This window comes from Pseudomonas sp. AN3A02 (assembly GCF_011765255.1).
Classification (GTDB): Bacteria; Pseudomonadota; Gammaproteobacteria; order Pseudomonadales; family Pseudomonadaceae; genus Aquipseudomonas.
On record NZ_JAARNI010000005.1, the window covers coordinates 126177 to 149959 of the forward strand.

The window sequence follows — 23783 nt, forward strand, 5'->3', positions numbered from 1 at the left end:
TATTTGCTGGAAGCATCAACCTACGCGGTAGTTTGGCGCTTCCTTGGTGATCTGTACGTCGTGGACGTGGGACTCGGCCATACCGGCACCGGTGATCCGCACGAACTCAGGCTTGGTGCGCATTTCTTCGATGTCGGCGCTGCCGGTGTAGCCCATCGAGGAACGCAGGCCGCCCATCAGTTGATGGATGATGGCGCTCAGGGTGCCCTTGTACGGAACACGCCCTTCAATGCCTTCCGGTACCAGCTTCTCGGCGCCCGCGGAGGAGTCCTGGAAGTAACGGTCGGAAGAGCCTTGAGCCTGGGACATGGCGCCCAGGGAACCCATGCCACGGTAAGCCTTGTACGAACGACCCTGGAACAGTTCGATCTCGCCTGGTGCTTCTTCAGTACCGGCGAACATCGAGCCCATCATCACGCAGGAAGCACCCGCTACGATGGCCTTGGACAGGTCACCGGAGAAACGGATGCCGCCGTCGGCGATCAACGGTACGCCGGTGCCTTCAAGGGCAGCGGCGACGTTGGCGATGGCGCTGATTTGCGGCACGCCTACACCGGCCACGATACGGGTGGTGCAGATCGAACCAGGGCCGATACCGACCTTGACTGCATCAGCACCGGCTTCGGCCAGGGCCTTGGCGGCAGCGCCGGTGGCAATGTTGCCGCCGATCACTTGCACTTCAGGGAAGTTTTGTTTGACCCAGCGAACGCGGTCGATCACGCCTTTGGAGTGACCGTGGGCAGTGTCGACCACCACCACGTCAACACCGGCAGCCACCAGGGCCGCTACACGGTCACCGGTGTCTTTACCGGTACCGACCGCAGCGCCTACGCGCAGACGACCTTGGTCATCCTTGCTGGCCAGCGGGTAAGCCTTGGCTTTTTCGATGTCGTTGACGGTCATCATGCCCTTGAGGGCGAATTTGTCGTCGACGATCAGTACGCGTTCAATGCGGTGCTTGTGCAACAGCTCACGAGCGTCGTCCTTGTCCGCGCCTTCCATGACAGTGACCAGGCGCTCTTTAGGCGTCATCACTTCGCGGACGGTGATTTCAAGACGGTTCTCGAAACGCACGTCACGGGAAGTGACGATGCCGACCAGGTCGCCATCGTGCAGTACCGGAACGCCGGAGATGTTGTGCAGGCGGGTCAGGTCGAACAGGTCACGAACGGTGGCATCGGCCTCGATGGTGATCGGGTCCTTGACCACACCGGCTTCGTAACGCTTGACCTTGCGAACTTCGGCAGCTTGCTGCTCGATGGTCATGTTCTTGTGGATGATGCCGATGCCGCCTTCCTGAGCCATGGCAATTGCCAAACGGGCTTCGGTGACGGTGTCCATGGCAGCGGAAACCAGAGGAATATTCAGCTCGATGCCACGGGTTAGGCGGGTCTTGAGACTGACTTCGTTAGGAAGCACCTCGGAATAACCGGGCACTAGGAGAATGTCGTCGAATGTCAGAGCTTCTTGGCTGATACGCAGCATCGCGGGGGCTCCCGAGCGGGAAAATGGAAGCGCGCCATTATAGTCAGACACCCCCTCGGGTTCAATGTAAAACTCTGACAAACTTGGTAATACTGATAGATGGATGATTTTTTCAACACTGATCGTTCCCACGCTCTGCGTGGGAATGCCGCTTTGGGCGCTCCGCGTCCTGCAGGCGCTGCATGCCAGGGCGACGCGGAGCGTCACGGGAAGCGTTCCCACGCGGGAGCGTGGGAACGATCACATCGGATTAAAGTTCGACTTTGACCCAACTCATCTTCTGGTCCAGCCAGTCGGCAAATTCGTCGATAAAACTCTGCTTGAACCCCGCCTCCGCCCAGTTATTGAAGATAAATCCCAGGTTGGAAAAGCCGCACTCCTGCAGGAACAGGAAGCCATTGATGTCGTCTTCATGCCCACACAGCGGGCAGGTGAAGTTATCGGTGTGGCCGGGCATCCAGTCTTCCAGGCTTTCGAACAGTGCTTCGCCGACTTCCTTGAGGCATTCGGGGCAGCCGGCTTCTTCGAGAAAGCCCTTGGCAGGGGTGTAGATGCAGCGCTTGTAGATGATCTCCAGGCCGTTGATCGGCTCGTTGAACGGCAGTGCGTCGGGATGCAGCACCACGGCGCGGGCACCGTCGGCCAGGGCGTAGCCCATGCGGTTGCCGGTGCGCCCGCAGGTGGTGAGTTCTTCCTTGACGATGTTCTTGCGCACCAGCCAGCGCACAATCGCCCGGGCGCGGGGTTCGTGGACGGGCAAGGTGGAGATCTTGGGGACAAGGATGCTTTGGGAGTTCATGGTGCCTGGGTGTCCTGCGGTGTGGCTTCTGACGCCTTCGCGAGCAAGCCCGCTCCCACATTCGACCGCGTTCCTACAGGATAAATGCAGTCGAATGTGGGAGCGGGCTTGCTCGCGAAGAGGCCCTAAAGCCCGGCAGCTTAATCCCTGACACCCACAGGTCAAGTACTCAAGTAACGGGCAATCAGTGCAATGCCGCTGGCCAGCACCAGCCAGGTCACCAACCGCACGAACGCCTCGCGGGACATGCGCAGGGTCAGCCTCCGGCCCGCCCACAGCCCTAGCGCCATGGCCGGCAACAGGCACACCGCCAACATCAACAAGGGTAGCTCGGCATACACGCCCGCGATCAAAAACAGGCTCAGGCGCACCACCGTGCTGCAACTGATCAAGGCACTCTGGGTCGCCCGCGCGCCATCCTTGGGTAAACGGCTGTTGAGGTAGATCGCATACAGAAAACCGCCACTGCCGAACAATGCCCCGAACAACCCACCGACAACTCCCATGGGAATCGCCCAACCGGCCGCCAGTTGCGTGGGTTTGGCCTTCACCGCCAGGCTGTAGATCGCATAGGCGCTGATAAACAGCCCCATCAGCAGCAACAATAAATCGGAGTGCAGGTTAAGCAGGAAGATCACCCCCAGGGTGCAGCCAATCGCCATGCACGGCAGCAGCCTCAGTAACTCGGGCTTCACCACATCCCGCCGCGATTGCAGGAGGTTGCCAAAGGCCGCGACAAAATCCAGCAGCACCAGCAACGGGATGATCTTCGACAGCGGCATGAACAGAATCAGGATCGGCCCCGCCACCAGCGCAGTACCAAAACCGGCGATACCAAATACGATATAGGCCAGGGCAATCGCCACGCCGATCACCAGCCAGTCAACACCGCCAAACGACCAATGACTCAACAGTTCGACCGGGCTCATGACGTATTCCTTATTGGAGATGGCCATCACTTTAGCCATTGGCGAGGGTTGCGACTAATATCTTCAAAGCTCGCCACCCATCTCGAAAAGGCATGACTTGTGATTTCTACCCGGCAGTTGCGTTACTTCGTCGAAATCGCCGAGAGCGGCAGCTTCAGCGCGGCGGCCGAGCGGCTGTTTGTAGCGCAATCGGCCCTCAGCCGGCAGATCAAGGAGCTGGAAAACCTGCTGCAAACGCCCTTGTTCGAACGCACCGCACGCCAGCCACGGCTAACGGCTGCGGGCGAGGTGTTTTACCCACGGGCACGCAACCTGCTGGGCGAACTGCTCAAAGCCAGTGAAATGGCGACGCAAGTGGGCAATGGCCAACTCGGCACGCTGCGGATGAGCCATTCGAGCACGGTGCCGATGAGTGGCCGCCTGCTGCGCGGCATCGGTGCCTGGCTGGAGCAATGCCCGGGCGTGTCGATGGACATCGTCAAACTGTCCTCCGAAGCCCAGCTGGAGGAAATCGCCGACGGTCGGCTGGAGGTCGGGCTGTTGCGCTTGCCGGTGCTGCGCCAGCGCGAAGGCGTGCGCATCGTGCCTTTATATAGCGAGCGGCTGTTGCTGGCCGTTCCGCCGAACCACCGGTTGGCCGGGCACACATCCGGTATCGATTTGGCGCAACTGAAGAACGAAGCGTTTATCTCGATCCCTCACCCCCAGCGCGGTGGGCTGAGTTACCTGTCAGCCGAGTTGTGCATGCGTGCAGGATTTTTCCCCAAGGCCGCCCGGGTGATGTCGCGCAAGACCACGCAATTGCAGCTGATCCAGGCCGGATTCGGGATTGCCCTGCTGCCGGAGTCGATGCAGGACATTGCGCCGGCCAACATTCAGTTTCTGCCCCTGGCCGATCCCGATTGCCAAAGCACTGTCGCCCTCGCCTGCCAGCAAACGCCGAGCGCGCTGGTGGAGCAGTTCTGTCAAACCCTGCACGAATGCCTATAAACTGCCGCCCATGATTAAAGATCCCTTTGCCCGTCTGGGCCTGGACCGCGAAGTCCTGACTGTCAGCCAGCTCAACGGCCGCGCGCGGGTGTTGCTGGAAGACGTGTTCACCAATATCTGGGTCGAAGGCGAGATCTCCAACCTTGCCCGCCCGGCCTCCGGCCACGTGTATTTCACCCTCAAGGACAGCGGCGCCCAAGTGCGTTGTGCGCTGTTCCGGCAGAATGCCGCACGGGTGCGCCAGGCGTTGAAAGACGGCCTGGCGGTGAAGGTACGGGGCAAGGTCTCGCTGTTTGAGGGCCGTGGCGACTATCAGCTGATTCTCGACACGGTGGAGCCGGCCGGTGACGGCGCACTGCGCCTGGCCTTCGACGCGCTGAAGGAAAAACTCAGCGCCGAAGGCCTGTTCAGTGCCGGGCGCAAGGTGCCGCTGCCCGCACACCCACGACGCATCGGGATTATCAGCTCGCCCACCGGCGCGGTGATTCGCGACATCATCAGCGTGTTCCGCCGCCGGGCGCCCAACGTGGAACTGACGCTGATCCCGACAGCCGTGCAAGGTCGTGAAGCCGTGGCGCAGATCGTCCGCGCACTGAAGCTGGCCGATGCACGCGGCTTCGACGCGCTGATCCTGGCCCGTGGCGGCGGCTCGCTGGAAGACCTCTGGTGCTTCAACGAAGAAGCCGTGGCGCGTGCCGTGGACGCCTGCGTGACGCCCATCGTCAGCGCCGTTGGCCATGAGACCGATGTGTCGATCAGCGACTTTGTCGCCGACGTACGCGCCCCTACCCCTTCCGCCGCTGCCGAACTATTAGCGCCGGATTCCAGCCACCTGACTCGCCAGGTAGAGAATTTGCACCGCCGCCTGGTGATGCTGATGCGCAACCGCCTGACCCACGACCGCCTGCGCCTGGAAGGCATGGCCCGTCGCCTGCGTCACCCGGGCGAACGTCTGCGCCAGCAAGCCCAGCGCCTCGACGACCTGGACATGCGCCTGCGCCGAGCCTTCGAACACAGCCTCAACACCCGTCGCGAACGGCTGATCCGCCTCGAAACCCGCCTCGCCGGCCAGCACCCTGGGCGTCAATTGGCGCTGCTGCGCCAACGCCTGGACAGCCTCGCCGAACGCCTGCCCCGCGCCATGCGCGAAGGCCTCAAGGCCCGTCGCCTGCAACTGCAAAGCCAGGTGCAAACGCTGCACGTGGTCAGCCCGCTGGCTACTCTCGGACGCGGCTACAGCATCCTGCTCGACGAGCGCGGCCAGGCAATACGCAACGCCGCGCAAACCCACACCGGCCAGCGCCTGACCGCGCGCCTCGGTGAAGGCCAATTGCAAGTGCGGGTGGAAGACAACCACCTGACGCCCGTCACCCTCTCGTTACTGGATTGATTGATGCCACGCTTTTTAAGTTTGTTGATGCTGTTGTGCCTGACCTTCAATGCCCATGCCGATAGCTACATCACTCGCTTGCTGAACAAGCCGGTACCCGGTGGCGTCGCAGTGGTCGACCTCGGCACTTCGGCGACGGCGCCCAAAGCCACCTACCTGAACCGGCCAGTGCTGGTGGTGAAGGAACAGAACAACTGGCTGGCGATTGTCGGTATCCCGCTGACGGTCAAACCCGGCACCCAACGAATCACCAGCGGTGCGCAGAACCTGCCGTTTGTCGTGGGGTTCAAGAAATACCCCGAGCAGCACATCACCCTGAAGAACAAAAGCCAGGTGAACCCGGACCCGGCGCAGCTCAAACGCATCGAGGGCGAGCTGGCGGTCCAGCTCAAGGCCTATCGCAGCTTCAGCCCGAACACGCCGAGCAACCTGCTGCTGGACAAGCCGGTGAACGGGCCGCTGTCGAGCAAGTTCGGCGTACGACGTTTCTTCAATGGCGAGGAGCGTAATCCGCATTCGGGCCTGGACTTTGCCGTGGGCGCCGGAACGCCGATCAAGACCCCGGCGGCGGGCAAGGTGATTCTGACCGGTAACTACTTCTTCAACGGCAACACCGTGTTTGTCGACCATGGCCAGGGCTTTATCAGCATGTTCTGCCATATGTCGAAGATAGATGTGAGCGTTGGCCAGCAACTGGCCCGTGGTGCGGTAGTGGGCAAGGTCGGTTCCACCGGCCGGGCGACCGGGCCGCATATGCATTGGAACATCAGCCTGAACGACGCACGGGTGGATCCGGCGATCTTTATCGGCGCGTTTCAGCCCTGACGTTCAATTGCGCACCCGGCAACGGGTGCGCAAACAAAACAACCCTGCGCGCAATTATCAACCATAAAATCTCGTTTTCTTAGCCGATAGAAGAACTTCTCTCAATTTTTTTCGACTGCTTGCCATCTTTCACCCCGGCGGTTAGGGTTGGACCTATGAAAACCTCTCACACCCTCATTCAGCTCCGCCAGCACCGCAGCCTGTGCCTCGTCAGCGCACGACTGCCAGGCTGAATCGATCTGCCTCGTCTTCTGCTTTATTCCCAATAACAGTTTTACGGCAGGCCGCCTCTTCTCGGCCCCTAAACAAAGGATTTCCCGATGAGCATGCTCAAAGACCCGTCTTCGAAGTACCGCGCGTTCCCGACCATTGATATCCCGGACCGCACCTGGCCGTCGAAGACCATTACCGCCGCGCCGATCTGGTGCAGTTCCGACTTGCGCGACGGCAACCAGTCGCTGATCGAGCCGATGGACGCGGTGAAAAAGCTGCGCTTCTGGAAGACCTTGGTCGCCGTCGGTGTGAAGGAAATCGAAGCCTCCTTCCCGGCCGCGTCGCAAACCGACTTCGACTTCGTGCGTACCCTGATCGAAGACAATCACATCCCCGAGGACACCACCATCCAGGTGCTGACCCAGGGCCGTGAAGACTTGATCGCACGCACCTTCGAGTCCCTGCGCGGGGCGAAGAAAGCCATCGTTCACTTGTACAACGCCACCTCGCCGTCGTTCCGCCGCATTGTGTTCAACCAGGACAAGGACGGCATCAAGGCCATCGCGGTCAACGCGGCCAAGCTGTTCGTCAAATACGCAGCCCAGCAACCGGAAACCCAGTGGACCTTCGAGTACTCGCCAGAGACCTTCAGCGCCACTGAGCTTGAGTTCGCCAAGGAAGTCTGTGACGCGGTGATCGAAGTCTGGAACCCGACCCCTGAGCACAAGGTGATTCTCAACCTGCCAGCTACTGTTGAATGCGCCACCCCGAACATCTATGCCGACCAGATCGAGTGGTTCGGTCGCCATATCAACCGTCGTGACAGCGTGATCATCAGCCTGCACACCCACAACGACCGTGGCACTGGCGTGGCCGCTACCGAATTGGGCCTGATGGCCGGCGCCGACCGTGTCGAAGGCTGCCTGTTCGGCAACGGCGAGCGTACCGGTAACGTCGACCTGGTGACCGTGGCGTTGAACATGTACACCCAGGGCCTCGACCCTCAGTTGGACTTCTCCGACATCGACGGCATCCGCAAAGTCGTCGAAGAGTGCAACCAGATCCCGGTGCACCCGCGTCACCCGTACGTCGGCGACTTGGTTCACACCGCGTTCTCAGGCTCCCACCAGGACGCGATCCGCAAGGGCTTCACCCAGCAGAAAGACGATACCCTGTGGGAAGTGCCGTACTTGCCGATCGACCCGGCGGACATCGGCCGCAGCTACGAGGCAGTGATTCGCGTCAACAGCCAGTCGGGCAAAGGCGGCATCGCCTACCTGCTGGAGCAGGAATACGGCATCAGCTTGCCGCGCCGCATGCAGATCGAGTTCAGCCAGGTGGTACAGGCCGAAACCGACCGCGTGGGCCTGGAGATGACCGCCTCGCAGATCTACAGCTTGTTGCAGCGTGAATACCTGCAGGCCAACATTCCTTACGCGCTGGTCAGCCATCGCTTGCAGGAAGAGAACGGCAACAGCTCGGTGGAAGTTGAAGTCTCCGGCAAAGGCCAGGGCGAAACCAACCTGCGCTGGCATGGCAAAGGCAACGGCGCCCTGGAAGCGCTGGTGGCCGGCCTGCCGATTGGTGTTGAGATCATGGACTACAACGAACACGCGATTGGAGCCGGCACCAATGCCAAGGCCGCTGCTTACATTGAGCTGCGAGTGAACGGTGAGCGTCCGGTGCACGGCGTGGGCATTGATGAGAACATCACCACGGCGAGCTTCAAGGCGGTGTTCAGTGCGCTGAACCGCTCGTTGAGCCAGCTGGAAGCGAAAGCGGCGTAAACACTGACCGCAAAATGCAAAAGGCCCCGGGATGAGAATCCAGGGGCTTTTTTATTAGAGTTTGTGGTGATTTTCAGGGCCTCTTCGCGAGCAAGCCCGCTCCCACATTTTGACCGCGTTCTTTCAGGTGGCGCAGGTCGAATGTGGGAGCGGGCTTGCTCGCGAAGGCAATCTATAAGGCGACGAAAATCCTTCAGGTGAACTCGAAGCTGTCCGCATCCAGGTTCGCCGGGAAGCGTGTGCGGTAATCCGCCAATTCCGCTGCGTCCAGGCACACTTGGAACACCCCGTCCGCCTCCCCTGCGCTCAGCAGGCTTTCTCCCTGGAAGTCCACGACCTGGCTGTCGCCGGTGTAGGCAAAACCCTTCCCGTCCGTGCCAACCCGATTTACTGCCGCCACGTAGCACAGGTTTTCAATTGCCCGTGCCGGCAACAAGCGGTTCCAGTGCTGGCGCCGAGCACCCGGCCAGTTCGCGGTGTACAGCAGCAGGTCCGTGTCCTGGGCGTCACGGCTCCACACCGGGAAGCGCAGGTCGTAGCAAATCAACGGACGAATCCGCCAGCCCTTGAGTTCGAACTGCACCTGGCGCTCGCCGGGGGTGTAGTGATCGTGCTCACCGGCCATGCGGAACAGGTGACGCTTATCGTAGTGCAGCACCTCGCCATCCGGGCGCGCCCACAGCAGGCGATTGCGGTGGCTGCCGTCGGCGGCCTGGATGATCACGCTGCCGGTGATTACCGCGTTGTACTTCTTCGCCTGGGCCTGCAGCCATTGATGAGTGGGGCCGTTTTCGGGCTCGGCGAGGGTTTCCGATTCCATCGAGAAACCGGTGGTGAACATCTCCGGCAACACGATCAGGTCGGCGCCCTCAGCCTGGTCCAGCAGCAGTTCGAAATGCTCCAGGTTGGCCTGGCGGTCGTGCCAGGCCAGGGTGGTTTGCACCAGGGCAATGTTCAGGTTTGGCAGTGCACTTAGATCACGCATAGTTTCTCGGCTGCTTGGCGCAGCGTCTCCTCGCGTTTGGCAAAGCACAGTCGCACCAGGCGCTGGCCCTGCGGTGGGTTCTGGTAGAACACCGAGACCGGAATGGTCGCCACGCCATGTTCGCGGGTCATCCATAGCGACATGGCGACGTCATCCAGGTCCGGGCGAATCTGTGAGTAATCCACCAGTTGGAAGTAAGTACCGGCCACCCGGGTAAAGCTGAAACGCGACGGTTCCAGCAGGTCGCAGAACAGGTCGCGCTTGGCTTGATAGAAAGCCGGCAATTGCTCTACGTGTTCCGGGTGTTCGGCCATGAAGTCTGCCAAAGCGTACTGCAACGGGGTCACGCCGCAAAAGTTGACATATTGATGCACCTTGCGCAGCTCGGCACTGAGGGCCGGTGGCGCGACCACATAGCCGGTTTTCCAGCCGGTGACGTGGTAGGTCTTGCCGAAGGAGCTGACCACGAAGGCGCGCTGGTACAGCTCTTCGTGGGCCAGCACGCTGACGTGGGGCACCCCGTCGAATACCAGGTGCTCGTAGACCTCGTCGCTGACCAGGTAGATGTCGCGGTCGCGGATCAACTCGGCCAACTGGTCCAGCTCGGCGCGGCTGATCAGGGCACCCGTAGGGTTGTGCGGGCTGTTAAGGATGATCATGCGGGTGCGCGGGGACAGCGCCGCCTTGATCTGTTCGAAGTCGAGGGAGAAGTCATTCAGGCCCAGTTGCACATGTATGCAGCGACCGCCCGCCAGCTCAACCGAGGGCTCATAGCTGTCGTAGGCCGGATCGAACACGATCACTTCATCACCGCTGCGGATCACCGCCTGGATCGCGCAGAAGATCGCCTCAGTGGCGCCAGGGGTGATGGTCACTTCGCTGTCGGCATTCACCGTGGCGCCATAGCTGCGGGCGATCTTGGCCGCCACTTGCTGACGCAGCACCGGCAGGCCGGTCATGGGCGCGTATTGGTTATGGCCAAGGGCAATGTGCTTGCCCACCGCATCGAGCAAACCCTGAGGCCCATTGAAGTCGGGAAAGCCTTGGGACAGGTTGAGCGCACCGGTTTCGGCGGCGAGTTGCGACATGGTGGTGAAGATGGTGGTGCCGACATTCGGCAGCTTACTGGTGATCATCGGTGCGCCCCTTGCGGTGAGCCCCAAGTTTTAAGCTGCATGCCGCGAAGGGTCAACCGCCAGGCACAAAAAAGGGCTCTTAAAGAGCCCTTTTTCAACCGATCAGGATCAGCGCTTGTCGCGGCGCTTTTTGTCGGCTTTCTTGTGGTGCGTCATCATCCGGCGCTTTTTGTTGACCTGGCGGTCGGTGAGGCTGTTCTTGTTACCTTCGTACGGGTTCTCGCCACCCTTGAACTCGATACGGATCGGCGTACCGACCAGTTTCAAGACACGGCGATAGGTGTTTTCCAGGTAACGCACGTAGGACTTCGGCACCTTCTCCAGCTGGTTACCGTGAATCACGATAATCGGCGGGTTGGCACCACCCAAGTGAGCGTAACGCAGCTTGATCCGACGGTTGTTGACCATCGGCGGCGCGTGCTCGCTGACCGCATCTTCCAGAATCTGGGTCAGGCGGTTGGTCGGCCAGCGGGTGACCGCGGACTTGAACGAGTTCTGCACCGAAGCGTAGAGGTTGCCCACGCCGGTACCGTGCAGTGCCGAGATAAAGTGGATATCGGCAAACTCGACGAAGAACAGGCGACGCTGCAGCTCGATCTTGACGAAATCGCGCTCGCTCGGCGTCATGCCGTCCCACTTGTTGATAGCGATCACCAAGGCGCGACCGGCTTCCAGGGCAAAGCCCAGCAAGTTCAGGTCGTGGTCTACCACGCCTTCGCGGGCGTCCATGACGAAGATCACCACGTTGGCGTCTTTGATGGCCTGCAGGGTTTTCACCACGGAGAACTTTTCAACTTCCTCGTGGATCTTGCCGCGCTTGCGCACACCGGCGGTGTCGATCAGCGTGTACTTCTCGTCGTTACGCTCGAACGGGATGTAGATACTGTCGCGGGTGGTGCCGGGCTCGTCGTAGACGATTACCCGATCTTCACCGAGCATGCGGTTGACCAGCGTCGACTTGCCGACGTTCGGACGGCCGATGATCGCGATCTTGATACCGTCTTTTTCGCTTGGGCCAGGAATGCGCTTGGCTTCCTCGCCTTCGGCAACGATCTCTTCTTCGCCCTCTTCTTCCTCGTCGTCATCCTTGGGAAAGGTGCTGAGGGCGATTTCCAGCATCTGGGTGATGCCGCGACCATGGGCACCGGCAACCGGGATCGCATCACCCAGGCCCATCGGGCTGAATTCGGCACGGGCCGCCTCAGGATCGATGTTGTCGATCTTGTTGGCGACCAGATAGGAACGCTTGTTGCGCTTGCGCAGGTGCTCGCCAATCATCTGGTCAGCAGCGGTGTAGCCCGCGCGGGCGTCCACCAGGAACAACACGACGTCGGCTTCTTCAATGGCCAGCAGCGACTGCTCGGCCATCTTTTCGTCCATGCCATGCTCGTCACCGGAGATACCACCGGTGTCGACAATAATGTAGGAGCGCCCTTGCCACTTTGCCTCACCGTATTGGCGATCACGGGTCAGACCGGACAAGTCGCCGACGATAGCGTCGCGAGTCCTGGTCAGGCGGTTGAACAAGGTGGACTTGCCGACGTTAGGTCGGCCCACCAGGGCGATTACGGGAACCATGCGGCTCTCCACTTCGTTATTTCAGAAAATACAAAAGCCGCTGCAAGGCAGCGGCTGGTGCTCGACTGCAGGAGCGAGCTTGCTCGCGAAAAACGCAAAGGCACCGCGTTTATCCAGACTGCTCGCGTTATCGTTGACGATTTTCGCGAGCAAGCTTGCTCCTACAGGTGAAGCTGCCTGAGGGTTAGCCCCCCAAGCATAGTTCTTACTTGATGGTCAGCGCTTCCAGTTTGCCGCTGTTGCCATACACGTAAAGCATGTTACCCACTACCAGCGGACGAGCACGCAGGCCGTCGCTGTCGATACGCTCGCGACCGACGAAGCGACCGTCCACCTGGCTGAGCAGGTGCAGGTAGCCTTCAAAGTCGCCTACCGCTACGTAGCTGGAGAACACTTCTGGTGCCGACAACTGACGGCGAGCCAGGGAGTCGTTGCTCCACAATGCAGTGGTGGAACGCTCGTCGACACTTTCAACCGTGCCAGACGCCAGGCTTACGTAGACGCTGCCAAACCCTTGGGCGACACCGGCGTAGCTGGAAGCATCACGCTGCCAGTTGATCCGGCCGCTCTGCACGTCCAGCGCCGCAACACGGCCCTGGTAAGTGGCGACGTAAAGGGTTTCACCCGACAGCAGCAAGCCACCGTCGATGTCCACTACGCGGTCCAGTTCCGAACGACCCTGAGGAATAGCAACCCGGGTTTCCCAGGCCGGTACGCCGTTCTGGGTGTCCAGGGCGACCACTTTACCGGTCGACAGGCCTGCCAGTGCGAGGTTGCTGGTCACAACCGGACCGCTGGTACCGCGCAAGGTCAGGACCGCCGGCGTGCTGTCGTACAACCAGCGCTGGTTACCGGTGGCGGCGTCGAGGCCGATCACACGGTCATCCTGGGTTTGCACGACAACGATGTCACCGTTGGTAGCCGGTGGCGAGAGCACTTCACTGGTCACGCGAGCGCGCCATTTCTCTTCACCGGTGCTCTCGTCCAGCGCCACCACATCGCCTTTCAGCGTGCCGAGCAGCACCATGCCGGAACCCACGCCTACGGCGCCGGACACAGGCAGTTCGAGATCTTTCTTCCATTTGACGTCGCCGTTCATGCGATCCATGGAGACCACAACGCCGGTGGAGTCAGCAGCGAAGATGGTGTCACCGTCGATAGCCGGAACCATCAGGTTGTAGAGATCGCCCTGACCGTCACCAATGGAGCGGCTCCATTGCTTTTGCAGGACCACTTCTTCCTTGAAGCTGGTCAGCTCGGCCGGAGGCAGTTCTTTTTTGCTGTTGCTGCTGCAACCCGCGGCCAAAACGGCCAGAGCCAGCAATGCTGCATGTTTCCAACGGATCACGTCACGCATCCCCTTTGGCCAAGTCGTCGAGCTTGATTTGTAAGCCACCGACCGCCGCTTCATCAGACAGCGCCGCCTTGGCTTTTTGGTACGCAGCATTGGCTTCGTCGGTACGACCCAATTGGACCAGCAGGTCGCCCTTGAGCTCTTCACGAGTAGCCAGGAATGCCTTGTCAGCATCGCCGTCGAGCAGTTTCAGTGCGTCGTCGGCCTTGTTCTGTGCCGCGAGTACCTGAGCCAGACGCTGACGTGCGATTTCACCCAGTGTCGGGTTGGCCGGCTTGTCGGTGATGGCTTTCAGCTCGGAGGCTGCGTCATCCAGCTTGCCGTTGTCGACCGCAACTTTTGCGACGAACAGGCTGCCGTATTGCGCGTATGTGCTACCGCCAAATTCGCTCTTCAGCTTGCCGGCCAGGTCTGCCACTTGGGCGAGGTCAGGCTTGCCGTTGGGCGTCAGCGTGGTTTCCAGCAATTGCTGATAGATAATCGAGGCGCCTTGCGACTGGTTAGCCTGATACTTGTGCCAGGCTTGCCAGCCGAACACCACTACTAAAGCCAGCAAACCGCCAGTGACCAGGGGCTTGCCGTTGCGCTGCCACCAGTCTTTGAACTCGGCCAGCTGGTCATCATCAGTACTCGACACCCCAATACTCCTTAATCGCTAAATCGGCTGTTTGACAGCTTCAACCCTGCACGATGCAGGTGGCCAGGTGCGCTGCAAGCGCATCAAAGGCAATGCTTTGTTGTTCACCCTGACCACGCAGGGGTTTGAAACTTACCACTTGCTGGGCCAATTCATCATCACCCAGGATCAGTGCATACAACGCACCGCTTTTGTCGGCTTTCTTGAACTGGCTTTTGAAGCTGCCGGCGCCGGCATTGACTTGCAGGCGCAGGTTCGGCAGTTGGTCGCGCAGCTTCTCGCTCAGGGCCAGGGCAGCCAGTTCGGCCGCCTCGCCGAAGGCACAGAAGTACACGTCCACCTGACGGGAGATTTCTTCGGGGACCTGCTCCAGGGTTTCCAGCAGCAGGATCAGCCGCTCGATGCCCATGGCGAAACCAACACCAGTGGTCGGCTTGCCGCCCATCTGCTCGACCAGGCCGTCGTAACGGCCACCGGCACACACGGTGCCCTGGGCGCCGAGCTTGTCAGTGACCCATTCGAACACGGTCTTGCTGTAGTAATCGAGGCCACGCACCAGTTTCGGATTGATGACGTATGGAATACCGGCTGCATCCAGACGAGCCTTGAGGCCCTCGAAGTGGATGCGGGACTCGTCGTCCAAGTAGTCGGCCATTTTCGGCGCGTCCACGAGTACGGCCTGGGTCTCGGCGTTCTTGGTGTCCAGTACCCGCAGCGGGTTGGTTTTCAGGCGACGCTGACTGTCTTCGTCCAGCTTGTCCAGGTGGCCCGACAGGAATTCCACCAGGGCTTCGCGGTAGCGGCCCCGGGATTCGCTGGTGCCCAGGCTGTTGAGCTCAAGCTTGACCGCGTCGCGAATACCCAGCATGCCCCACAGCCGCCAGGTCAGCACGATCAGCTCGGCGTCGATGTCCGGACCGTCGAGGTTGAACACTTCGAGGCCAATCTGGTGGAACTGGCGGTAACGGCCTTTCTGCGGACGCTCGTGGCGGAACATCGGGCCGATGTACCAGAGCTTCTGCGGCTGGCCACCGCCGGTAAGGCCATGCTCGAGCACTGCACGCACGCATGCGGCAGTGCCTTCCGGACGCAGGGTCAGGGAGTCGCCGTTGCGGTCTTCGAAGGTGTACATCTCTTTTTCGACGATGTCGGTCACTTCACCGATGGAGCGCTTGAACAGCTCGGTGAACTCGACGATCGGCATGCGGATCTGCTTGTAACCGTAGTTATCCAGCAGGCGCGCGACAGTGCCCTCGAAGTAGCGCCACAGGGGCGTCTGCTCAGGCAGGATGTCGTTCATGCCACGAATGGCTTGCAGAGACTTGCTCACATCTAATCCTTAAATTCGTTCTTAGCCGCGCGCGATCAGCGCTGCGTCAGCCGCGACTTTTTCGGCCGCTTTCTGGCGGATCAGCCGTTCCAGCTCATCCACCAGATTGTCATTCGTCAGTTTCTGCGACGGCTTGCCGTCGATGTAAATCAGGTTTGGCGTACCGCCGGTCAGGCCCACATGGGCTTCTTTAGCCTCACCCGGCCCGTTGACCACGCAACCAATCACTGCAACATCCAGCGGCACCAGCAGATCTTCGAGGCGTACTTCCAGTTCGTTCATGGTTTTCACCACGTCGAAGTTCTGCCGCGAGCAGCTCGGGCAGGCAATGAAGTTGATGCCACGGGAACGCAAATGCAGGGATTTGAGAATGTCGTAACCGACTTTCACTTCCTCTACCGGGTCTGCCGCGAGGGAGATGCGAATAGTATCGCCAATCCCGTCGGCCAGCAGCATACCGAGACCCACCGCAGATTTCACTGTGCCTGAGCGTAAACCGCCGGCTTCGGTGATACCCAAGTGCAATGGCTGGACAATTTCCTTGGCCAGCAGGCGGTACGCTTCTACCGCCATGAACACGTCGGAAGCCTTTACGCTGACCTTGAAGTCCTGGAAATTCAGGCGCTCAAGGTGTTCAACGTGGCGCAACGCGGACTCCACCAGGGCAGCCGGAGTCGGCTCGCCGTATTTCTTTTGCAGGTCTTTTTCCAGGGAACCGGCGTTGACGCCGATGCGGATTGGAATCCCGCGATCACGGGCGGCATCCACCACGGCACGAACCCGGTCTTCACGACCGATGTTGCCCGGGTTGATCCGCAGGCAATCGACGCCCAGTTCGGCCACGCGCAAAGCGATCTTGTAGTCGAAGTGGATATCGGCGACCAGCGGCACCTTGACCAGTTGCTTAATGCGGCCAAAGGCTTCGGCAGCGTCCATGTCCGGTACGGAAACCCGCACGATGTCGACGCCCGCCGCTTCCAGGCGATTGATCTGGGCGACAGTGGCCGCCACATCATTGGTGTCGCTGTTGGTCATGCTCTGTACTGCGATGGGGGCATCGCCACCCACCGGCACCGAGCCGACCCAGATCTTGCGCGATACGCGACGTTTGATTGGAGATTCGCCGTGCATGACTTTATTGTCCCAACTTCAGGCGAGCAGTCTCGCCACTGGTGAACGGCGCCACGTCCACAGGCTGGCCGTTGTAGGCCACTTGCGCGCCACGGGCATAGCCCAGACGCAGCGTCAAAGGAGGCTTGCCGCCCTGGTCAAGTGTATCTCCCTTACGCTTCAGACCACTGAACAGCACCTTGCCGTTGCCATCGGAGACTTGCGTCCAGCAGTCAGCGACGTAGGTAATTTGTACTCGGCCATCACCGGCGATCAGCGCCGGGGTGGTTGGCGCGGAAACCGCCGGGGCAGCCGGAGCGGTTGGCGCCGGAGCCTGCGCCGGTACCACCGGGGTGTGCGCTGGAGCGGTTGGCGTGGCGGCAACGGCAGGAGCCGGGGCCACCGGAGTCACTGCCGGGGCAGTACCCGCTTCCGGAGCAGGCTGCTCGGCGTCAGGCTCTGCCTCAGGTGCCGCCTGGCCCTCGGCCACGGCCTGGTCTTCCGGTTCGTCCAATGGATGAATCTGGGTGGTGCCGTCGGCGCTTTCGACTTCGACGTGCTCCATGGCGTTGCTGGACAGGTCCTTGCCGCGTTGGGAGGTCTGGTCCTGCCACCATACAAAACCACCGCCGATCACGGCGATCAGCAGCAACAGGCTGACAATTCGCAAAATGGTGTGGGAAACACGCACAGGCTCTTCAATGCGGCCCAGGCCATGGACATTGCTGCCCTGGGAATCGGTACCGGTGATCTGGTCGAATTGCTGGACCAATGCGGCCTGGTCAATACCGAGCAACTTGGCGTAGGCGCGGATATAGCCGCGGGCGAAGGTATGCCCTGGCAGCTTGTCGAACGCGCCAGCTTCAAGGTTGCCCAATGAAGTCGTGGTCAAATTGAGCTTGAGGGCCACTTCTGCAAGCGACCAACCATTGCTTTCGCGGGCCTGACGCAAGGTCTCGCCTGGGTTTCCACGATTAGCTGCTACAACTTCCGGGTGCGCCGCTTTCATCATTGCTCCGACAGGTATTGCTGATATTCCGGCGTACCGGGATAGAGTCGTTCGAGTTGCTGGCCAAAACGTGCGGCCTTGTCGCGTTCTTCATGAACCGTCGCCAGGCGCACACCGAGCAATAGACTACGTGCATTTTGCCCGCTCAGCAGGCTAAAACGCTCGTAATAGTCACGTGCCGGCACATAATGCCTGTCTTCGAAGGACAACTCAGCCATTTCGAGCAAGGCTCGTGGCTGGCGCTGGTTCAGGTGCAGGGCTTTTTCCAGTTGCTGGCGGGCGGTGTCGCGCTGGCCGAGAAGCATTGAGGTCACCCCAAGGTTCTCGAAAACCCGCGAGCGCTCAGGATAAAGGGTATCGGCCGCAGCCTGCTGGAAATATTCGGACGCCTGGTCATAACGTTTCTGCGCAAACAAAAAACTGCCGTAGTTATTCAGCAGTCTTGGGTCGCCAGGACGTGAGGCCAGGGCCTTGTGGAAATATTGATCGGCCAATTCAGGCTCGGCCTGGGCCTGGAACACCAAGGCCAACGCAGCATTGGCGTCGGCGTCGCTGCCATCCAGCTCGAGGGCCTTCTTCAGCGGCACCTTGGCCCGTTCGGCCATTCCTTGCTGCAAGTACCCCAAGCCCAACTGCACATAGGCAGCACGCGCCTCGTCACGGCCCTTGCCGGTTTGCAGCGGGCTGTCATGGCCCGATGAAACACAGCCAGCCGCGAGGCTGGCAACAAGCAAAAGCAGCGCAAGGCGCAAGGGCATAGAGATCCTCTCTCAGGTTCGAGTCGCGGCGCTTTGCGGCATATCGTCGGCGGCACTCAGTTCACGCACGGCAATATAACGTTCGCTGCGACGGGTGCGATCCAGCACCTGTCCTACCAATTGGCCACATGCCGCATCGATGTCTTCGCCGCGGGTAGTGCGTACGGTGACATTGAAGCCTGCATGGTGCAGTTGATCCTGGAAACGGCGGATGGCGTTGTTGCTCGGTCGCTCGTAGCCAGAATGGGGAAACGGGTTAAACGGAATCAGGTTGATCTTGCACGGTACATTCTTGAGCAACTCGATCATCTCGACCGCGTGCTCGACCTTGTCGTTGATGTCCTTGAGCATGGTGTACTCGATGGTCAACACACGTTTCTCACCCAAGGTCGCCATGTAGCGCTGGCAAGATTCGAGCAGCATCTTAAGCGGATACTTCTTGTTGATCGGCACCAATTGGTTACGCAATGCGTCATTCGGTGCGTGCAGCGACAACGCCAGGGAGACGTCGATGTGCTTGGCCAGCTCATCGATCATCGGTACCACGCCGGAGGTCGACAGGGTCACACGGCGCTTGGAAATGCCGTAGCCCAGGTCGTCCATCATCAAATGCATGGCCGCAACAACGTTGTCGAAGTTCAGCAGCGGCTCGCCCATGCCCATCATCACCACGTTGGTGATGGCACGGTCGGCGGTTGCCGGGATGCTGCCGAACGATTTATTGGCAATCCACACCTGGCCGATGACTTCGGCGGCGGTGAGGTTGCTGTTGAAACCTTGCTTGCCGGTGGAGCAGAAACTGCAGTCCAGGGCACAGCCTGCCTGGGACGAAACGCACAGAGTGCCGCGCTTGCCCTGGGGAATGTACACGGTCTCGACGCAGCTGCCGGACGCCACGCGCACCACCCATTTACGGGTGCCGTCGGTGGAAATGTCTTCGCTGACCACTTCGGGGCCGCGAACTTCGGCAATGGCCTTGAGCTTGTCGCGCAGGGCCTTGCTGACGTTCGTCATGGCGTCGAAATCATCGACGCCAAGATGGTGAATCCACTTCATTACCTGAGCGGCACGAAAACGCTTCTCCCCGATTGAGTCGAAGAATTTTTCCATTTCCTGTTGAGTCAGACCCAGCAGGTTGGTTTTTGCAGTCAATGTAGTCATGGATTCACCTTCGCTCTTTTAAGCCAATGCTTAGCGAGCGGTTACTTCAGTAGCAGCGAAAAAGTACGAGATTTCGCGGGCAGCAGCGGCTTCGGAGTCCGAACCGTGAACGGCGTTGGCGTCGATCGATTCAGCGAAGTCAGCACGGATGGTGCCGGCAGCAGCTTCTTTAGGGTTGGTAGCGCCCATCAGCTCACGGTTCAGAGCGATAGCGTTTTCGCCTTCCAGAACCTGAACAACAACAGGGCCGGAGATCATGAAGGCAACCAGGTCGCCGAAGAAACCACGAGCGCTGTGCTCAGCGTAGAAGCCTTCAGCTTCAGCTTTGGACAGTTGCTTGAGTTTCGAAGCTACAACCTTCAGGCCGGCTTTTTCGAAACGAGTGGTGATCTCGCCGATGACGTTTTTTGCAACAGCGTCAGGCTTGATGATGGAGAAAGTACGTTGAACAGCCATGGTGTAACTCCAGAAACGGTAATTTGCGAAAAATTAAACCCGCGAATTATACGCGGGTTCTTGGGTATTGCCTAACTGCGTAAGGGAGGCTTCAGTCCTGCTCTTCTTTCCAGGCAGTCTGAATAGCTTCAAGCACCTTTTCACCGCCGCGTTCCCGGTCATCTTCGAACCCTGGCAAGGCCATGACCATGTCACGCAAAGCTACAAAGTTCAGCGAATAAGGGTTCACGTCCGGGTGACCATCGGCCAGCAGGATAGCGATTTCTTGTACATCAACCCATTTAAGACTCATGACACTTCCTTGAATCAGTGCGGCGCTTCAGCGGCATGGTTGAGCGAATATTTCGGAATCTCGACGGTGAGGTCTTCTGTTCCCACTTTTGCCTGACAGCTCAAGCGCGACGTCGGCTCAAGGCCCCACGCCCTATCAAGATAGTCCTCTTCCAGCTCATCAGCCTCTTCCAGGCTGTTGAAACCTTCACGAATCACACAGTGACAGGTGGTACAGGCGTTAACGCCGCCGCAGGCGCTTTCGATCTCGATGTGGTGGTCGTGAGCGACTTCGAGAATGGACTTGCCGGTCTCAGCCTCCACAACCATACCGTCCGGGCAATGCTCGGCGTGTGGCAGAAAAATGATCTGCGGCATCAGTTAATCCTCAAGTTCATTCAAGTTGCGGCCCGCCAGGGCGGCTTTTACCGTCTGGTCCATGCGACGGGCGGCAAAGGCATCGGTCACTTGCGACAGGCGCTTGGTCTGTTGCTCGATGGCGTAACCATCGGTGCCTTTCATCAATTCAGCCAGTTCCTGCATTTGCAGGTCGATAACCATGCGCTCTTCGGCATCCAGCAGACGCTCGCCGTCAGCTTCAAGGGCGCCCTGCACGGCTTCGAGCAGGCGCTGGGCGTCGACTTGCTGCTCACGCAGCACGCGGGCGACTTTGTCGTCACCGGCGTACTGGAACGAATCCTTGAGCATCTTGGCGATTTCGCCGTCGGTCAGGCCGTAGGACGGCTTGACCTGGATGCTGGCTTCAACGCCGGAGGCCAATTCGCGAGCGGCAACGCTGAGCAAGCCGTCGGCGTCGACCTGGAAGGTCACGCGAATCTTCGCTGCACCGGCCACCATCGCCGGAATGCCGCGCAATTCGAAGCGCGCCAGGGAACGGCAGTCGCTGATCAGCTCACGCTCGCCCTGCAGCACATGAATCATCATGGCCGTCTGGCCATCTTTGTACGTGGTGAAGTCCTGAGCGCGGGCAACGGGAATGGTGGTGTTGCGTGGAATCACCTTCTCCATCAAGCCGCCCATGGTTTCCAGCCCCAGGGACAACGGGATCACGTCGAGCAGAAGCAGTTCGCCACCATCGCGCTTGTTACCAGCGAGGGTGTCAGCCTGGATCGCAGCACCAATGGCCACCACTTGATCCGGGTCGATTTCAGTCAGCGGCTGGCGGCCAAAGGCTTCGGCAACGGCTTCGCGGACACGTGGCACGCGGGTCGAACCACCCACCATCACCACGGCGGCGACGTCTTCCAGCTCAATACCGGAGTCACGCACCGCGCGACGGCAGGCTTTCAGGCTGCGGGCGACCATCGGTTCGATCAACGAATCGAACGCTTCGCGGGTCAGTTGGGCCGACCAGCTACCGTAGGAAACTTCAACCGACGCAGCGTCAGTGAGTGCTTCCTTGGCGGCACAGGCGGTTTGCAGCAGATTACGTTGTGCGCCCGGATCCAGGTCGGCAGACAAGCCCGCACTGGTGATGATCCAGCCAGCAATGGCGTGATCGAAGTCATCGCCGCCCAGGGCCGTGTCGCCACCGGTAGCCAGCACTTCGAAGACACCGCCGGTCAGGCGCAGAATCGAAATATCAAAGGTACCGCCGCCCAGGTCGTAAATAGCCACCAGGCCTTCGGCGTGCTGGTCCAGGCCGTAAGCCACAGCCGCTGCAGTCGGCTCGTTGAGCAGGCGCAACACGTTCAGGCCGGCAAGTTTCGCCGCATCCTTGGTGGCTTGGCGCTGAGCATCATCGAAATACGCAGGAACAGTAATCACCGCCCCCACCAGTTCGCCGCCCAAGGTGGTTTCCGCACGCTGGCGTAGCACCTTAAGGATATCGGCCGACACTTCCACCGGGCTTTTCGGGCCCTGGATGGTGTCGATGAACGGCATATGGGATTCGCCGCCGACAAAGCGGTACGGCAGCTGGTCGCCCAGTTGCTTGACGTCGGAAAGACCACGACCCATCAAGCGCTTGACCGACAGCACGGTGTTCAGCGGGTCGGCAGACGCCGCCAGCTTGGCCGACTCGCCCACTTCGGTACGGTCAGCGTGATAGCGCACGGCAGACGGCAGGATGACTTGGCCATCCGCGTCGGGCAGCGGCTCGGAAAGACCGCTGCGCAATGCAGCGACCAGCGAATTGGTAGTGCCCAAGTCAATCCCGACCGCCAGGCGACGCTGGTGCGGTTGAGGACTTTGACCGGGTTCGGCGATCTGCAGTAGGGCCATGGTAATCAGGACTTATCTGTATATCAGGCGTGCAACCTGGGCGGCACTGGGTTAATCGTCGAGGCGCTCTTCTAACTGGCGCACTTCGTAGGTGAGCTTGTCGAGGAACTGCATGCGCCGCATCAGGCGTTCGGCCTGTTCACGTTGCGCTGCATCATCCCAACAGGCTGCGAAGCTTTCGTTGAGTTCATCCTGGGCCACTTTCAGACGGCGCTTGAACACTGCGACTCCGGCCAGATCAGCCTCGTCCTGCAGTTCTTCAAGCTCCTCGCGCCATTGCATCTGCTGCATCAGGAAATCAGGGTCCTGGACCGTGACTTCAAGCGGCAGCTCGCGACCGCCCATGGCGAGCAGGTAGCGCGCGCGTTTGGGAGGGTTCTTGAGCGTCTGATAAGCTTCGTTGAGGCTGGCTGATTGCTCCAGCGCCAAGCGTTGCTCACGCTCGGAAGCGTCAGCAAAACGGTCCGGATGCACTCCACGCGCCAGTTCACGGTAGCGCGTGGCAAGCTGTTCAAGGTCCAGTCGAAAACTCGGCTGCAGCTCGAACAAAGCGAAATGACAAGGAGTACCCACGATCAGCCTCAGATGTTGAAGCTTTCGCCGCAGCCACATTCACCGCGTACGTTGGGGTTGTTGAACTTGAAGCCTTCGTTCAACCCTTCCTTGACGAAATCGAGTTCGGTGCCGTCCAGGTAAGTCAGGCTTTTCGGGTCGATAATCACTTTTTCGCCGTGACTCTCGAACACCTGATCTTCCTCGACCACCTCGTCGACAAACTCCAGCACGTAGGCAAGGCCGGAACAGCCCGTGGTGCGAACACCCAGACGAATCCCCTCACCTTTACCGCGCCCATTCAGGGAGCGGCGAATGTGCTGCGCAGCCGCTTCTGTCATGCTGATAGCCATCGTGACTCCTTACTCGTCGCCAAATTGCTTAGATCAAGCCTTTCTTCTGCTTGTAGTCGCGAACAGCCGCCTTGATAGCGTCTTCTGCGAGTACCGAGCAGTGGATTTTCACTGGCGGCAAGGCCAGTTCTTCGGCCAGCTGGGTGTTGCTGATAGTCACAGCCTCATCCAGAGTCTTGCCTTTCATCCATTCGGTCGCCAGGGAGCTGGAGGCGATGGCCGAACCGCAACCGTATGTCTTGAACTTGGCGTCTTCGATAACGCCAGCTTCGTTGACCTTGATCTGCAGGCGCATAACGTCGCCGCACGCCGGAGCGCCGACCATGCCGGTGCCGACATCAGGGTCTTCCGCGTTCATCTTGCCGACGTTGCGCGGGTTTTCGTAGTGGTCGATGACCTTTTCGCTGTAAGCCATGGTACTGAATCCTCACT

24 protein-coding genes are annotated in these 23783 nt (G+C 60.0%); 4 read left to right on the forward strand and 20 right to left on the reverse strand.

Going from position 1 to position 23783, the window contains the following annotated elements:
• Positions 1–15: 15 nt before the first annotated feature.
• From guaB to HBJ59_RS19930, 3 genes are all read right to left on the reverse strand, one after another.
• Positions 16–1485 carry an IMP dehydrogenase gene (gene guaB, locus HBJ59_RS19920; protein WP_167664525.1) on the reverse strand — a complete coding sequence of 490 codons (1470 nt, stop codon included), beginning with the start codon at positions 1483–1485 and terminating at the stop codon, positions 16–18.
• A gap of 250 nt (positions 1486–1735) precedes the next feature.
• A complete protein-coding gene (locus tag HBJ59_RS19925) occupies positions 1736–2284 on the reverse strand; it encodes a hypothetical protein (RefSeq protein ID WP_003209647.1) in 549 nt (182 codons plus the stop codon).
• 161 nt (positions 2285–2445) lie between these two features.
• A complete protein-coding gene (locus HBJ59_RS19930; protein ID WP_076017534.1) occupies positions 2446–3213 on the reverse strand; it encodes a sulfite exporter TauE/SafE family protein in 768 nt (255 codons plus the stop codon).
• Between the two features lie 99 nt (positions 3214–3312).
• Here HBJ59_RS19930 and HBJ59_RS19935 point away from each other — a divergent pair, with 99 nt between their 5' ends.
• The 4 genes from HBJ59_RS19935 to leuA all read left to right on the forward strand — a co-directional run bounded on the left by HBJ59_RS19935 (position 3313) and on the right by leuA (position 8418).
• Positions 3313–4203 carry a LysR family transcriptional regulator gene (locus HBJ59_RS19935; protein WP_167664526.1) on the forward strand — a complete coding sequence of 297 codons (891 nt, stop codon included), beginning with the start codon at positions 3313–3315 and terminating at the stop codon, positions 4201–4203.
• A gap of 10 nt (positions 4204–4213) precedes the next feature.
• Positions 4214–5593: an exodeoxyribonuclease VII large subunit gene (gene xseA, locus HBJ59_RS19940; RefSeq protein WP_167664527.1), complete on the forward strand. Its 1380-nt coding sequence runs from the start codon at positions 4214–4216 to the stop codon at positions 5591–5593.
• A gap of 3 nt (positions 5594–5596) precedes the next feature.
• The gene (locus HBJ59_RS19945; protein ID WP_076017537.1) at positions 5597–6418 is read left to right on the forward strand and encodes a peptidoglycan DD-metalloendopeptidase family protein; all 822 of its coding nucleotides are present in this window, start codon (positions 5597–5599) and stop codon (positions 6416–6418) included.
• Positions 6419–6738: 320 nt separating this feature from the next.
• The gene (gene leuA / locus HBJ59_RS19950) at positions 6739–8418 is read left to right on the forward strand and encodes a 2-isopropylmalate synthase (protein ID WP_076017538.1); all 1680 of its coding nucleotides are present in this window, start codon (positions 6739–6741) and stop codon (positions 8416–8418) included.
• 193 nt (positions 8419–8611) lie between these two features.
• Here leuA and HBJ59_RS19955 read toward each other — a convergent pair whose 3' ends face one another.
• From HBJ59_RS19955 to iscU, 17 genes are all read right to left on the reverse strand, one after another.
• Entirely contained in the window at positions 8612–9403 is a 792-nt protein-coding gene (locus tag HBJ59_RS19955; protein WP_167664528.1) for an amidohydrolase, read from the reverse strand.
• Complete coding sequence (locus HBJ59_RS19960) at positions 9391–10539, reverse strand: pyridoxal phosphate-dependent aminotransferase (protein ID WP_167664529.1); 1149 nt, start codon at positions 10537–10539, stop codon at positions 9391–9393. The genes HBJ59_RS19955 and HBJ59_RS19960 overlap by 13 nt, the downstream gene beginning before the upstream one ends.
• Positions 10540–10647: 108 nt before the next feature.
• Positions 10648–12117, reverse strand: coding sequence for a ribosome biogenesis GTPase Der (gene der, locus HBJ59_RS19965; RefSeq protein WP_076017541.1), 1470 nt, complete (start codon positions 12115–12117; stop codon positions 10648–10650).
• Positions 12118–12322: 205 nt separating this feature from the next.
• Positions 12323–13474: an outer membrane protein assembly factor BamB gene (bamB, locus tag HBJ59_RS19970; RefSeq protein WP_167664530.1), complete on the reverse strand. Its 1152-nt coding sequence runs from the start codon at positions 13472–13474 to the stop codon at positions 12323–12325.
• The gene (locus HBJ59_RS19975; RefSeq protein WP_010176862.1) at positions 13467–14108 is read right to left on the reverse strand and encodes a tetratricopeptide repeat protein; all 642 of its coding nucleotides are present in this window, start codon (positions 14106–14108) and stop codon (positions 13467–13469) included. The genes bamB and HBJ59_RS19975 overlap by 8 nt, the downstream gene beginning before the upstream one ends.
• Before the next feature lie 40 nt (positions 14109–14148).
• Complete coding sequence (hisS, locus tag HBJ59_RS19980) at positions 14149–15438, reverse strand: histidine--tRNA ligase (RefSeq protein ID WP_076017543.1); 1290 nt, start codon at positions 15436–15438, stop codon at positions 14149–14151.
• A 21-nt stretch (positions 15439–15459) separates the two neighbouring features.
• Positions 15460–16569 (reverse strand): flavodoxin-dependent (E)-4-hydroxy-3-methylbut-2-enyl-diphosphate synthase, encoded by a 1110-nt coding sequence (gene ispG / locus HBJ59_RS19985; RefSeq protein ID WP_017478664.1) that lies wholly within the window; start codon positions 16567–16569, stop codon positions 15460–15462.
• A 4-nt stretch (positions 16570–16573) separates the two neighbouring features.
• Entirely contained in the window at positions 16574–17557 is a 984-nt protein-coding gene (locus HBJ59_RS19990) for a RodZ family helix-turn-helix domain-containing protein (RefSeq protein WP_167664531.1), read from the reverse strand.
• Complete coding sequence (gene pilW / locus HBJ59_RS19995; protein WP_076017545.1) at positions 17557–18315, reverse strand: type IV pilus biogenesis/stability protein PilW; 759 nt, start codon at positions 18313–18315, stop codon at positions 17557–17559. Before pilW ends, HBJ59_RS19990 begins: the two co-directional genes overlap by 1 nt.
• Before the next feature lie 12 nt (positions 18316–18327).
• Positions 18328–19476 (reverse strand): 23S rRNA (adenine(2503)-C(2))-methyltransferase RlmN, encoded by a 1149-nt coding sequence (gene rlmN, locus HBJ59_RS20000; protein ID WP_003209670.1) that lies wholly within the window; start codon positions 19474–19476, stop codon positions 18328–18330.
• 30 nt (positions 19477–19506) lie between these two features.
• Entirely contained in the window at positions 19507–19932 is a 426-nt protein-coding gene (ndk, locus tag HBJ59_RS20005) for a nucleoside-diphosphate kinase (RefSeq protein WP_003175956.1), read from the reverse strand.
• A gap of 91 nt (positions 19933–20023) precedes the next feature.
• Positions 20024–20224 (reverse strand): Fe-S cluster assembly protein IscX, encoded by a 201-nt coding sequence (iscX, locus tag HBJ59_RS20010; RefSeq protein WP_076017546.1) that lies wholly within the window; start codon positions 20222–20224, stop codon positions 20024–20026.
• A 14-nt stretch (positions 20225–20238) separates the two neighbouring features.
• The gene (fdx, locus tag HBJ59_RS20015; RefSeq protein WP_167664532.1) at positions 20239–20580 is read right to left on the reverse strand and encodes an ISC system 2Fe-2S type ferredoxin; all 342 of its coding nucleotides are present in this window, start codon (positions 20578–20580) and stop codon (positions 20239–20241) included.
• A 3-nt stretch (positions 20581–20583) separates the two neighbouring features.
• On the reverse strand, positions 20584–22446 hold the full coding sequence (gene hscA, locus HBJ59_RS20020) for a Fe-S protein assembly chaperone HscA (protein WP_167664533.1): 1863 nt from the start codon (positions 22444–22446) through the stop codon (positions 20584–20586).
• Positions 22447–22497: 51 nt separating this feature from the next.
• Positions 22498–23019, reverse strand: coding sequence for a co-chaperone HscB (gene hscB, locus HBJ59_RS20025; RefSeq protein WP_008438289.1), 522 nt, complete (start codon positions 23017–23019; stop codon positions 22498–22500).
• Positions 23020–23027: 8 nt separating this feature from the next.
• On the reverse strand, positions 23028–23351 hold the full coding sequence (iscA, locus tag HBJ59_RS20030; RefSeq protein WP_003209680.1) for an iron-sulfur cluster assembly protein IscA: 324 nt from the start codon (positions 23349–23351) through the stop codon (positions 23028–23030).
• 28 nt (positions 23352–23379) lie between these two features.
• Positions 23380–23766 (reverse strand): Fe-S cluster assembly scaffold IscU, encoded by a 387-nt coding sequence (gene iscU, locus HBJ59_RS20035; RefSeq protein WP_003209682.1) that lies wholly within the window; start codon positions 23764–23766, stop codon positions 23380–23382.
• Between the last annotated feature and the right edge of the window lie 17 nt (positions 23767–23783).